This is a genomic window from Nitrososphaera sp. AFS, assembly GCF_009898475.1.
In the GTDB taxonomy this organism is placed as follows: domain Archaea; phylum Thermoproteota; class Nitrososphaeria; order Nitrososphaerales; family Nitrososphaeraceae; genus Nitrosopolaris.
The window spans coordinates 1-13,308 of the sequence record NZ_QURE01000044.1 but is presented as its reverse complement, the minus strand read 5'-3'; the positions used below and the strand labels follow the sequence as shown (position 1 = coordinate 13,308).

Sequence of the window (13,308 nt, the reverse complement as noted above, 5' to 3'; positions counted from 1 at the left end):
TCACAGGAATCGAAAGCATTATTGCAATAGTTATGATTATTGCGAATTCGAGGTCTAACATTATCAACCAATATTTGGGCTGGTATATATGTAGTATTAATCAATATATATCAAATCTCTTATTATGGCAATATTAGCGCTAGGTACCATAGCAACGACTTGTTTTGCTTCACAAATCGTCAATGCACAGACGATGGTGCCGAGAAAGGTCCTTACGTGTAATAGCGATGACAATGTCTGTGCTATTGCCCACCCTCATTCCTTCGCTACCAAAAATTTATTTGGTGGTACGGAGGCATCATCACATACCTTTTGTGTAGTGGCAACCCTGGAGTGTCCACACCACACAATGGAAGTGTATGTTCTCAATCACCCAGAGAATTTACTCCAATTCCAATCCGCCCACGGAATTAATCCTACAATAAATCTCTGGAATAGTGAAAATTACTTAGCAAAAGTATCCGTTGTGTAAAATAGTATTAAACGCATTAGAAGAATGCTGTCCAAACATTGCAATATTATGTCGGCTGTTCTGGCTGGTCGAACACTTCATGGGAAGGTCCATTCTATCCTTCCGCTACTGAAAATACTAGTTGGTTAGGTTATTATTCAAATGTTTTTGATTATGTAGACATCGAATCTTTTTTCTATAGAACACCGAGCAAACAGATGGTCAAAAATTGGGCCATGAAGACACCCAAGAATTTCAAATTCACCGCTAAATTCCCAAAGGTAATAACGCATGATAAGAGATTAAAAGAAGTTGATGACGAATTAGAGCGATTCTTTGATGCAATGAGACCTTTGGAGAATTAAACACTTGCCCTTTTAATACAATTACGTCCTTCAATTCAGATACATAAGGGTCTGGAACACCTAAGAGGTTTAATGCCTCTGCTGGACAATCGCTTCAGATTTGCGGTAGAAATACGACATCCTTCATGGTTTCAGGATCTATCCTACAGTTTCTTTGCAATACAAATACCTCCAGTTGTCACCACAGATTTTGTTTACGTACGGTTTATTGGTGACAGAAGTATTTGTGAAAAGGATTTTGGTCGAATACAAATAGATAAGATTGCTGAGATGCAGATAAGCGCTGATATCATCAAGAATCTCCAAGAGGGCGAACGTGTAAAACAAGCAATCATAGCAGCAAACAATCATTATGCAGGGTTTGGTCCAGGTACGGCGAACATCTTCAGAAACATGTTAGGGTTGGCAGATGCCAAATGGGAGAACAGGGAGATTGAGGAAGAGAAAGAAGAACAAGAGCACCCTCTTCATCATGACATGAAACAGCGCTCGATTTCTGATTTTATAAGTTAACTTTTCTATTAACTCATGCTATGATTTGTATTCATGATTTTTAATGAATCATGGAATCCTAGATTCTTTAAGAAACATCCGAGTTTAACTTGTTGGACATAGGCCAAGGCATCTTTAACAAAAATTCCTTGATACATATTACATTTGCCATCCTGGTCTTAAGTGTAGATAGATGTTCTTCAGAGGGAACCTGAAAACGGTTAAATGCACTTTTTATGTATTTCTAATAGCTGATAAATCAAAAAGATTGCTGGTAAGAGATAATGACGGCTCTTAAGGTAATCCTATACTTAGGCATGTGCTAGATAGGTTCGTGAGAAAGCATGGTGATTTCTACTGAGCCATTAAACTCCTAGACTATTTTTCACACTTTGTAATCTCTGTGCCGTCCTCTTGCCGTCTTGTTTAGGCTATCTTATGAAGAAAAATCCCACCGAGATCATAATATAGACAGCTATGAGCATTACTCCTTCAAACCAGTTACTTTTACCATCATGTGCAATTAGATTCAATATTATAGCAGCAAGAAATACAACAGCCAATTCATAAATCGTAAAAACTAAATTAAATGGCCTATTAAGAAACAAACCTGCTATCACTAGGGCCGGAACGACAAAAATAGCTACTTGGGTTCCTGAACCAGCTGCAATTCCTATTGACAAATCAAGCTTACCCCTTCGTGCAAGCATGATTGCACTACTATGTTCTGCAACGTTGCCTACTATACCTATGATAATTGCACCAACAAACATTTCACCAAATCCGAATATTTTGATTGCTTCTTCTATCGAGCTAACTAACACTTCACTAGTCAGTATAACGCCAACCACGCTAGCTCCAAGTACTAGTAAAGATTTTTTTTTACTCCATTGAGAACCATCTCTTTTAGAATATGGTTCCCGGTATTTTATGTCCCTGTAATTATTGTTATTATCCTTTGTTATCTTTTGTAGTTTATCCTGTTCTCCCTCCATCAAAGGAACGGTAAATAAGTGTTTATGGGTAACAAACGTAAATATTATACTAGCTATGTATACCCCTAGTAATACTACAGCAAGAATATCGCTTATGAATTGAATATTTCTTTGTCCATCTTCTAAATTCGCTCCTGATCCTGGTCCTAATACGGTAATAGCTAATATAGTAGGGATTGCCAATCCAATAATAGCTAAGAACAGCATGGAGGATTGATAGCCCGTATGCTCCCTGTTGAAAGATTGTTCTTTCTGCTTCAGACCACCTACAAAAAGACTCAATCCAAAAATCAATAGTATATTACCAATAACGGAGCCTATGATGGAAGCTTTTACTAAATTTGATAATCCTGCAGATAAAGCTACTATTCCTATTATAATTTCGGCAGCGTTGCCAAATGTTACATTCAATAGTGAAGCAGTTGTTGTGCCATAATGTGTGGCCAAATTTTCAGTTGAATCACCAATTAACCTTGCTAGCGGAATCAAAGCAATGGCTGCAAAAAGGAAAGTTAGGATAATTTCAGAGTGACTAAATTGCAATACTAATGCCATAGGTGCAAAAATAATAAGAAAATACAAAGCAATGGACTTTAGCCTAACATTGATAATAATGCTTCAACCTCCTTTCATAACCCATATCAAACTAGGTGGATATAACATTATTCCATTCGAATATGGTATCGAATACTATCTTATATAACACATTCTGCTAAATTATGAAAGAAGTATTGTGAAGTTCAAAACAATGTCAAAAGTAAATGGATCGATAACTGTTACTTATCCAGAGATAGATTACTCAATGATGACTTTTTTGTTTAGAAACCGGCATCATTATAATAGAATTCTGTAATGTACAGGAATTATCTACGAAATGTATTTACATCAAACTGAAGATATCAGTCCTAGATAGCTACCACACTCTAGCTGCAGTTTATGTATATGTGAGTGAGTATATAATCACTATAATAAGATAGCTCAATCAACATCAATACTCAGGTCTTGCTGAACTGACAAACCTAAAGGGCTCAATCTGCCGCCTTCATGATAATCTGGTAATACTTCTATTATGACTTCCTTCTTAGGATTTGGAATCTATGTTGAAAAAAGCCCCCCAAATAACGGGGATGAGGAGGTGGATGTGGTTCTCAACTTTGTATTCAAAGTATTCTAAAGTATTAAAGTATAAAGAAATGAACGATATATCAAATGCATGGAATTTAAAGCATATAATGAATATCTCAGAAAGTAAAAGGCCCTCACTTTTCTCATCCATTGCAACCGATCAAACCATTCATTGTCGTTTAGTACTCTTCGTTCTTGCATATCATAAGTATGTGAACAAATGTACAACACATAATAAGCGAATGGTATTTCTTCAGATCATTGTCTAGACTGGGTATTAATTACTTCGGCCGTTCAATTAACATCTCTCCCATTCTGTGTACTTTTTCTCCAAGATCATTTAGGTCCTTTGTCTCGATATCCCTGTATTTGCTACTTTGAAAAATAGAGTGTCAATATCATTCTTCCTATTATCACCAGAATCTACATGAGAGGCAAAGAAGATGCGTAGGCACTTGGGAGCTTTTCTTCTTACCTAAAAATAGCAGTATATCTCTTATAGAATAAACTTTTGCTAAAATATCTAAATGATTTATATGATATAAAATAATCCAAAGTTATATTTCTATTAAATGAAAAAACTTGGTAAATGGGGCTTCGATTATCAGTGTTGCTCTCATTTTCTATCATACTTCTATTATCTACTATTTATGGCAGTAGTAGTGCTGTTCATGCTCAATTAACAAACTCCTCTAGCGTTGCAATTCCTATGACAACATCAGTAAACATAGTCCAAATAAAACAGCAGGAGGAGCAACAAATTAACAACAAGAGCTCCTCTTCTTCACCATTCGTATTTGCAACACCTTCTCCCAATTTAATAAATCCATTATCAATTATGTCTACAGCAACGTCATCTAGCTTAGGCGGTAATTATCCTAGTTCTCGACTTCCACCCATTGCTAATGCAGGGCATAACCAAACGGTTACTGCTGGGTCAACTGTAATTCTGAACGCATCAAAAAGCAAATCGCCAAATGGAATAATTCTAGGATATTCGTGGAAGCAGATTCCTACAAGCTCCATTAATTTAGGCGCTGTAAATAGCCCAGTATGGGATTTCACAGCCCCCATAGTTACTACAAATACACTTCTGCAATTTCAACTAAATGTTACCGATAATTGGGGACAGACTGGTACATCGTTAGTAAATGTACTTGATAAACCAACTATGGCTATCCACGCATTATCATTATCATCATCCTTGCCTCAGGTAAAGTCGCCGGCCACTACTGTTACTAAAACAGTTACTTCGAATAATCAAAATAAAGCTCAGAATTATTTAGTCAATATTCCTACAAATTATAACACACAAAAATTACCATCGCCACAGAAACGGCAACAACTAATACAACAGCCTCCTTTAATTCCACCAATAAGCAATGCAAGATGATTGAAGTTAAATAGTAGAAGATATCCAGTTTAGTCCTTCTTTATTTTAATAGAACACCTTTTCTTCTGCAGACATCTTATCTGCGATGTGAATTTTCAATTTATTTATCTTTTTATCCTATTTGCTTTGACAATATCTTCTCCCATGCTCAGTAAGACGAACCATATCGTTGGGTAGATGCTCAAAATAATCGCTGCCTGCTCTAAATAGATGCTCAAAATAATCGCTGCCTGCTCTAAATCTTTCTAAAGAGACATCAATATACTCCCTATTTTGAAAAGCTGCGAAACTAGATTCCCATACGTCATAAAAATGAATTCTGAATTCTGTAGGTCGACCATTTCTTTCAGCGTCTCTTTGCCGTTTACAGAGTTCATCCATCAGTCTATTTCTTATGTTCGATTCTTCTTTCTCTGAATCCTTAGTACTGATTGGAATGTCTGTCATGATTATGACAATAGTGATACGTGATAAATAAATCCTAATTCCCCGTAGCTTGTTTTGCTGTGCCATCTTCTAGCAGCAGTCCATTGGAAGAGAGCTCTTACTGCTTTTTGTCAGCCATTCCAACTCATTTCTAGGCAGCAGTGTTTGCCACTCCTGATCCGAAATATTATTTAGAAAAGGTGATCCGCCCTTGAAATCTACAAGGATAAGTATGGTTGCTAGAAGTTAAACCATTGAGGGCGTCTATCCTTATTGGATGCTTAAATCGATTCTTCTTAAGTCCATTATATGTACATGGGCAGTAACTTTACTCTATTGCCTTGTAACTCGCAATGAGTGTCCAATCATACTTCCTACTGAGCTTAAGTACGTATACGTAATGCCTAGCACCGGCGAAACTTAACCTCAAGTTCAAACATTAAAGTCAGATAACGTAGTTGGTACTACGTTCTCAGAAATAGCCTCATATTCATCCGATCCTCTTTTCGATTTGCCCGTTTTCCTCACCAGATTGAAATGTTCCAAAATATCAATAGCTGCTTTAATGGGCTGACGATTTTCAACTATCCCATGAGGAATGTCAGTAGCGGTATTAAAGTCGGCTTTATAGAATTTTTTCTTTCTTTTTGCAACTCTATATACTTCTGAGACTATTGATCTGAAATCGTGAACCGAGCCTAGAAAGTACCTTCTTTGCTTGCTTGTGCCACTAATAATAATACAAACCATATCATGTACTTTGGATTTGTGTTCATAATAGTAATGACGTCCTTTGACACCTTTTGAATACCTGTCACCTTCAGTTATAAAAAGAGGGTCTCTGTTGTATCCTTCAGGTATGAGATTTTCCATGGGCTGTGTTTCAATAAAGCTGGTAGCTGGCTTTGTGTAATCGATTATCCTTTTTATCTGAGGTAAAAAGCGCTTATTGACAGAAATCAACATTTTTCCATTCTTATTTGATGAGAGGACAAATGATTTTTGTTGTAGGTCGTTTAGGGCCATCTCACCACCCATAACTTCACTTCCTCGGAAACAGTCTTTCAGCATAGTTTCTTTTGCAATTGTACAGCCATCGACATAACATTTCAGATAAAGATAACGTAGGGCTACAAAATGTGATTGCTTCCAGACTATGTTCTCGCCCACGTTTGTTTATAATAGCACTAGACCTATAAATACCTATAGACATTTTTGTCCAGTATGAAGGATATATGCATCTGCCTCGGAATACTTATTAGTCTGTTATACAATACATTAAAGTATGTATACAAGCTTTGCAGTTGTACGGAGATTTAAGCATGGCTAACGACAGCAAGGAAGAACCAGACTTAGATAGTCAGCCATGCGAAGGCATCGGACCACTAGAGCGGGCTTTTCATAGTGCACCAGCCAGAATAGTTGATTTTCTAATAATTCACAAGGGCTCTGATTTTTCAGAATCAGAAATTGCTGATATGACCAAATTATCTACGAAGACCGTTAATAGGGCAATGCCACAGCTTATTAGTAACAACATTGCTCAGCTGAAACGGACAGTTAGTGGACGAACTAAAATGTATTGGTTGCATCCAAAGTCAAAGGCTGCGGTACACCTTGAAGAATTTGTTTATGAATTAGCTTCTAACCTTGCCCAAAAAGAAATTCATCAAGAAGAAGCAGAACCATCTACAAGACATGAGCAACAACAGCTTAGATTTCAAAATACAGATAGAAGCCATTGACAAAATGCTACGAATGACTACTATAAGCAGTAAGTGTTTATGAATAGTTTCTTACAAACACTACACTCATGCAATAGGTTGATTCTCAAATGCAAGTACATAAACTGATGGACATCAGGAGGTTGTACAAGACATTGTTACATTCACAAAACAATATAGTGCAGTCTACAGATCTCGCAACAGCATGTGTTTGTGAAAACCTATTCAAACTATCTTATCCTTATGGTGTAGTTAGCGGAAAGGATGACTTTGTTGTAGCTGACACAGTTCATGAAATAATGAGTCTAATTGCTCTTAGAATTGTTCCTGAACATTGGAAATATGGTGTCACAAAAGACGAAGTTGCGTTTGTGGTTCATTCGATTGAACAGGACTCTGAAAATATCATACAGCAAGTAATACAGAAGACTAGAGATCGTGTCCAAAGCGAAGGCAGACGAAATAAACCATTAGATCATAATTTTGAGTACGACATACGTGACCGAGTATATGGCATCTTGACTGGTCTTACAAAGCGTATCATGAAAAAATATGAGTGCCCAAAGAGCGTAGTTACTGAAATTACTATTACGAATGTATCTAAATTTCATGAAGGAACAGTTGATGCCATTTTTGAATATGAAGGCAATCGCTACGGACTTGTAGACTGGAAAACTTATGATCTCAATCCTGCAAACAGCAGTGGCAAGGAGAAATGGCAATTGCTTGCAAATCTGTTGTTGGCTAATTACAGATATGCTGGAAATGAAGATGAATGGACTAATTGCTTATTTGGGTCAATCATTTTCTATGAAGGAGCCTTTATTCCTAGATTGCCACTAACTGAGAAAGCTATCTTGAAAATCAAAAAAGAAAGACAATTTGCGTATGACATGCTTTGTGGTAATAATCCAAAACCTGAGAGACCAGATTTTTGCGCTGTATGCGATATAGGAAAGACAAAATCAACTGAAGAATGCTACCGATATCATCAAGAATCATATTTGGCTAAAATAGGTCAAATACCTGCAGACTATGATAGGATCCGCCGTTTTACATTAGCAACCCGCTACAAGATATGTAGAGAGCGAGGTGAGACGTATAGACACAAGTTTGTAATCTCACAAATGATACAAGAATATGGTGAACAGGAGGCATTAAACCTCTTGGAGTATGCAAAGATTATACACAGAAATTATAGATTTGAGAAGGTTGGAGATTGCAACCATAATGATTCATTAGTATATTTAGTCAAAAAAGATAGCGCTGACAAGCAATTCTACCTTGAGCCACGGAAGATTGTCAGAATCATTCGAAAAGAAACTAACATCCCATTATTTGCATGTGTAAGTAAAAGTGTTAGCATACATGATGTCAAACCTGATATCTTAATTGTTGATTTTCGAATGTATACTACACTTCAGCATGCAAAAGAACAGCTCTTTTATGGAGACCCAAACAGTTATGAACTAATAGTCATACCAGATGAAATCAATCTTACTAGACGAATGCTTTATCCCTTACACAAATTGCATAGATTAGCTGCTGATACAATGGTGCCAAATTTAGTCTTTGACAATAATTCTTCCACTTCTCCCAGCATAGATGGTGTGATGGATGGAGTGAAGAGCTAAGTAAGTTCTGACAAAATGATCCAATTCGACTCTGAGCAAATTCGTATGATGGATTGGAGATTGGCAGCAAAAGATATAGCTGCTGTAATAGGCCCTCCTGGTTCTGGTAAAACGACCCTAGGAAGTGCATTGGCACGAAATATGATTGTTGATGGATTGGCACACAATGTACTATTGACTGCTTATACAAATGCGGCAACAGATGAATTTGGACGTGAACTTTGTTATCTTCTTGGTGATGCCGCGGCTAGTAAGCTGTGTGTTAGAGCGGGTAACAGTACTGCCGCTGACCGATCATTACCGATACCGTTTAGTAATGATGTAGGTGTAATTAAGTCTAAAAGAATCATTCTCTGTACAATTCTTTCTCTTCCAAGATTACCCAAGGATATTGGATTTGATAGACTAATAATCGATGAAGCCAGTATAACAAAGATTGATCAATTACTGATGCCGCTGCAGATGAGCTTAAGTTCTTCTACCAGACTGTCATCACATTATATTTCAAATTTGACATATGCAGACTTTAGGCTGCCAAACTTACAGCAACAACTCAAAGAACTAATGAACTTCTTAAGTCACTGCGGTATTGCAGCTACTGTAGTAGGTGATCCAAAACAATCACAGCCTATCAGTATCAGTGGTGGTAATTGCGGTGCTGACGGCTACTACAACAATATTAGTGCTATTGGATGGATCATAAAATCTGCAAGTTATGATACATTACATATTACGCATCGTCTACCAGATAAACTAGCTAGTCTTGTTAATGATTTTGCTCAATATGGAGGTTTGATGTCAGCACCTGAGGTTGCTGGAAGAAGATTAAATCTTACTAATATGTACGCCTTAGAGCATGACTTTAAACGGATTCTTGATCCAGATGAAGTTGTTACTTGGTTAGATATACATGATAGCGAAGAAACACCTTCTAAAGAAAGCTCCTGGGCCAATCTAGCAGAAGCAAGAGCATGTGCAAAAATCTGTAAACAATTAGTTAAGCATATGCCACAACAGCAGCAACGATTGAAAGAACAGAGACGTATTGTTATAATTACGAGATTTACGGGCCAAGTAATGGCTATTAGTAATTTATTGGCACAAATGGATTTATTTGACAACCATGATATTAGAGTCACTACTACAACCACTGCGCTTGGAACTCAGGCTGATATAGTGTTGTTTTCATTAGTAAGAAATAATAAAGATAGATACCTTGGCGCAGCTGGAGAGTTACAGGACCTAAATGTTTCAATCTCTAGAGCCAAGAAGAAGTTAATAATTATTGGGAATTTCGACATGATGATTAATGGATATTGCAGCAGTTCCAAAACTAATTATGCACGAAACCTAGCAAAGCTGATCGAATCAAAATATGGTGAAATACTTGAAGCACCTATGATCCTTAAATAATATTGTGTTTGCATATCTTTAGCTCACCCAATCTTTCCTGGAGAACTTTTAGAATTCACCTAAGCCCAAAGACTACACAAGCATCTTGATTTGCCCTTGGAGAGGAAAACAATATCTATTGATCCTATTCGATGTGGATTGCAAGAGTTCAAGCACTAGAGATATGAGAGGATACAGTAAAGTCTTGTAGATTATTGATTTATCCATAGCACCGAAATATGACACAAACTATTTTTTTATAATTTTAAAATACTACTTTTTACATGAAGTCATGTTGACTATCTGCAATTGTACTAAACTAAGCTTCTATATTCTATTAACGAGGTGTTTGTAGCAGGTGGCATTACCAATACTGGTGCAACTGTATGCATACAAAATTAGGATGGAAGACAGATGAGCAATAGATATCCACATCTGAAAGGGAGAGTGATACGTAGTGGGTTAATAGTAGGAGTAGCCCTGATCGCTTAGATCCTGACTCTTCTGCGCATCCTACCGATAAAGTGAAAAGAAAAAGGCTCGTTTGTGGCTCCGGATGTGATGAGATTTTCGTCCATGTTTCTACATATGGAAACAATATATATAATAACGTTGCCGAAGGTGGCAACGTTCATGAGTCCGATTTCGGAATATAGATATCTATTAGTATGTCAGCTTCTAAAAAAATGGTGATATGCTAAGTAAGACGGAATTAAAGTTTTTGAATGACCTCAAGAAAAGAAATATAAAAAATTATGATGACAGTTACTTAAGGACTCTCAAGCACAGGGATATTAAAAAAGCATAAACGTCTAACTTATGAGGCTTTGTTGATTAATGAAGTCCTAGATGAGTTACATGCTATTTAGCGATATGATCTCACAACTCTACTGACTTCCCACAATACAGGTTCGTACAACAACACCGAAAGGAAAAAGAAGCTTTGGCAACATTACAGAGGTCGAGCGTGCAGCGAGCCAGTGAGTTGCATAGGTTAAGACTGGTATAAGTGGGCCACCTAAAGTCCGACTACGACCTAGTGGTCTGGAGAATGCTAGTTGTTACAATTTGTACAAGCAAAAGCAAGTGTCAATCAATTAGATGTACATGACTGGCGTATGTTCCTTTGTTGGATATGTTCCTTCGTACTTTGTACCAGAAATCTTAATATATAATTCGAATATATTAGTTGAAAATGCAGATAACTTCATCCTCCTCTACATTAGGCTTGGTGACGGCGTTATCTTTTGTTTTGTTGTTATTCTCTAATCCAGCCGTAATGGCTCATACCTTTTCTGAAAATGAAAATGCTTTGTTCTTGACATTGATAAGTAAAACCAAGGCAGAAACTCAACTCGTAGCACAGGATGCAATAAACAATACGCAACAAGCTCAGATTCATGCTAAAGCAGCCCTTGGACTCTTAATTCAACAGGATCCAGTAGTAAATACAACATGGACTTCTCAGATATCTGAATTGAACCCTAGAGTAACAGCAGACTTGATAAAGTCCTTAAATGATCTGCAGAATTCTGTAACAACTCCAGCTTCGAAATCAAATTCTAGTTCTATACAACAAAAAGTCGCAAATGTTAATAACCTTCTAGATGAAGCGGCCACAGTACGAATCAGCAGTAATCTACTTAACAATCCAAAGACGCAGGCACTCGTATTAGCTAATTTAGCAAATGAAATATATAATAATTATGGTAAAGCACTTGGAATATCACAAAGCACAATCGCAAGTATGGGAGGAATGAAGACGACTGGAATGAATATGAATACTGCTACCAATAGTAGTAGTACTAGCAAGGGAATGTCAGGAATGAATATGGGCGCTGGAAGAAGCAGCAGCGGAGCAATGTCAGGAATGAATTCTATGAGTGGACAAGCTGCAATGAATCAAAATAATTCCTCAATAAAGAATATGACTGCCTATCAGTCAACACAAGCCTTAGCTTCTATGGCACAACAAACCTTCAACAAGAATTTCAAACCAGTAGCACCATCCAATACTACAAGCTCCACAACTACTATTGGAAAATATATTGATGATCTAAAGAATGCCGTAAATAACAAATCACCATTTACAGGTGTTATGGAAATTGTTCATGTCAAATTACACCCGACTCTTATAACCGCATATAATCTGAAACTAGGGTAACGACTACCAACCAATCGATTTTCTTTGTTCTATCTGCCCTTTCAGAAGTGGCTCACCATTCTTTAAAAATCACTCTCAGATAGACTTTTCCTGATACTCATCTATAACTCATGACCAGCAGTAATGTTTGAAGACGGCTATGTATGATTGCATTAATGTGATAAAGCATTAGTCTTCTCCAACTGGCCATTTGTCGAAGCGCATATATCCTAAATTTCAGCTGACTTGGGCGTCAGCTGTTGATTGCAAAATAGCAGGAATATCAGTTATTCACCTGATGGAGGATTTTGATCATAGCCATATGGTCATCGCAGTATGCTGTGTGATCACTACACACATGGCCTGTCTGGATTGGACATACTTTGCGAGTATGGTATAGTTAACAAACAGACTGCAACAGGCCATGATTATGTTAGACAGATGGCAGCGGTTGCAATCTGTCTGTTCATTGGTCGATGAAACGCTGCTATAACAAGGAAGACATAGTAGTTAATAGTTAGACAAATAGACAGACTACAACCAGTCACCAACGGGATTGCTAGATATCAGAAACCGATTGTAGTCTGCAGTGATATGTGTTGTTGCTTATTATAATATACACACGGTAGATAATAAACAACTTGGTCATAGTGGAGAATAGATGATATGAGATACACTATGACCAACGTTCTGTGTCCTTTCTACCAATTTGTCAAACGCTTATTCGTCGGCAGGACATTAGACTGATCATCAAGTTACGTTTGTGGGCTATCGAAATAGGTGAAGTGAAGGCAGTTAAGAATGTGAAAGCATTGGAGGATATTACTTTCATTATTGAATTAGATATAGTTAATACATATTTTTTATGAAACCAAAAAATACTCACAGAACATATAAAATTTTTTGTATATTTTAGGCCAGGTTCATCCTACAATATCTTAACTTTCCAAGCCGGATGCAGTTCATTCCATCCACCTGCAAGGTTATCAGTTACCCATGCGCCAAAGGCTTCAATTCTATCAACATTTTTTGGAATTTGAACAAACGGTTGTTGATTTGATCCCTGGGAATAATTTCTATCACAAGCAAACCATTAACACGATTGTTATTTACATCATTTAGCAACTTTTTGTATGGTAATTCTGATGCCAGATTAAACTGATAATCT

The 13,308-nt window shown here is 37.0% G+C and carries 9 protein-coding genes and 1 pseudogene; 7 read left to right on the top strand and 3 right to left on the bottom strand.

All coding sequences use genetic code 11. The annotated features are described in order from the left end of the window. Positions 1-124: 124 nt before the first annotated feature. Both DYY65_RS06575 and DYY65_RS12460 read left to right on the top strand, forming a co-directional pair. Positions 125-472: a hypothetical protein gene (locus DYY65_RS06575; protein ID WP_162477179.1), complete on the top strand. Its 348-nt coding sequence runs from the start codon at positions 125-127 to the stop codon at positions 470-472. 38 nt (positions 473-510) lie between these two features. Beyond that, positions 511-1,329 (top strand): annotated as a pseudogene (locus DYY65_RS12460) (DUF72 domain-containing protein). Between the two features lie 410 nt (positions 1,330-1,739). Here DYY65_RS12460 and cax read toward each other — a convergent pair. Next, positions 1,740-2,885: a calcium/proton exchanger gene (gene cax, locus DYY65_RS06560; RefSeq protein ID WP_255457479.1), complete on the bottom strand. Its 1,146-nt coding sequence runs from the start codon at positions 2,883-2,885 to the stop codon at positions 1,740-1,742. Between the two features lie 1,132 nt (positions 2,886-4,017). Here cax and DYY65_RS06555 point away from each other — a divergent pair. Further along, the gene (locus DYY65_RS06555) at positions 4,018-4,821 is read left to right on the top strand and encodes a PKD domain-containing protein (RefSeq protein ID WP_236561707.1); all 804 of its coding nucleotides are present in this window, start codon (positions 4,018-4,020) and stop codon (positions 4,819-4,821) included. A 117-nt stretch (positions 4,822-4,938) separates the two neighbouring features. On the opposite strand, the gene DYY65_RS06550 is transcribed toward DYY65_RS06555, so the two are convergent. Then, entirely contained in the window at positions 4,939-5,334 is a 396-nt protein-coding gene (locus tag DYY65_RS06550) for a hypothetical protein (protein ID WP_162477175.1), read from the bottom strand. A 345-nt stretch (positions 5,335-5,679) separates the two neighbouring features. Next, complete coding sequence (locus DYY65_RS06545) at positions 5,680-6,417, bottom strand: hypothetical protein (RefSeq protein WP_162477174.1); 738 nt, start codon at positions 6,415-6,417, stop codon at positions 5,680-5,682. Between the two features lie 152 nt (positions 6,418-6,569). On the opposite strand from DYY65_RS06545, the gene DYY65_RS06540 reads away from it, so the two are divergent. The 4 genes from DYY65_RS06540 to DYY65_RS06525 all read left to right on the top strand — a co-directional run bounded on the left by DYY65_RS06540 (position 6,570) and on the right by DYY65_RS06525 (position 12,161). Further along, positions 6,570-6,992: a hypothetical protein gene (locus tag DYY65_RS06540; protein ID WP_162477173.1), complete on the top strand. Its 423-nt coding sequence runs from the start codon at positions 6,570-6,572 to the stop codon at positions 6,990-6,992. A gap of 89 nt (positions 6,993-7,081) precedes the next feature. Next, complete coding sequence (locus DYY65_RS06535) at positions 7,082-8,605, top strand: hypothetical protein (protein WP_162477172.1); 1,524 nt, start codon at positions 7,082-7,084, stop codon at positions 8,603-8,605. A gap of 15 nt (positions 8,606-8,620) precedes the next feature. Further along, positions 8,621-10,018: a DEAD/DEAH box helicase gene (locus tag DYY65_RS06530; RefSeq protein WP_162477171.1), complete on the top strand. Its 1,398-nt coding sequence runs from the start codon at positions 8,621-8,623 to the stop codon at positions 10,016-10,018. 1,174 nt (positions 10,019-11,192) lie between these two features. Further along, positions 11,193-12,161 (top strand): hypothetical protein, encoded by a 969-nt coding sequence (locus tag DYY65_RS06525; RefSeq protein WP_162477170.1) that lies wholly within the window; start codon positions 11,193-11,195, stop codon positions 12,159-12,161. The last annotated feature ends 1,147 nt before the right edge of the window (positions 12,162-13,308 follow it).